The following is a 237-nucleotide window of genomic DNA, read 5'->3' as shown; positions in this document are numbered from 1 at the left end:
CCGATCAAGTCCGTGGACCGCACCGAGGCACTGCAGGCATCCGCGCAAGCCTTCAACGCCGCATCGCCCGCCCCATGGCCGTATTCGTCGTTAACGGCCTTGAAGTTGTCCAAGTCCGCGAGGACCACCGCCGCACCGGACTCGTTGGAGCGCAATCGCTTCAATTACGAGTTGGCCAGTTCAAGGAACGCTCCGCGGTTCAACAACCCCGTCAGGTGGTCCCGCGTGGCGCGCTCC

At 64.1% G+C, this 237-nt stretch carries 1 protein-coding gene; it reads right to left on the bottom strand.

The genetic code is table 11. The annotated features are described in order from the left end of the window. On the bottom strand, positions 1–155 hold a 155-nt coding region (locus SCA31_RS25500; RefSeq protein WP_410699715.1), incomplete at its 3' end, for a GGDEF domain-containing protein. Between the last annotated feature and the right edge of the window lie 82 nt (positions 156–237).

The sequence above is a fragment of the Chryseobacterium sp. SIMBA_028 genome (assembly GCF_046535285.1).
In the GTDB taxonomy this organism is placed as follows: domain Bacteria; phylum Bacteroidota; class Bacteroidia; order Flavobacteriales; family Weeksellaceae; genus Chryseobacterium.
The sequence above is the reverse complement of the archived record's forward strand: the minus strand, read 5'-3'. Positions and strand labels throughout refer to the sequence as shown.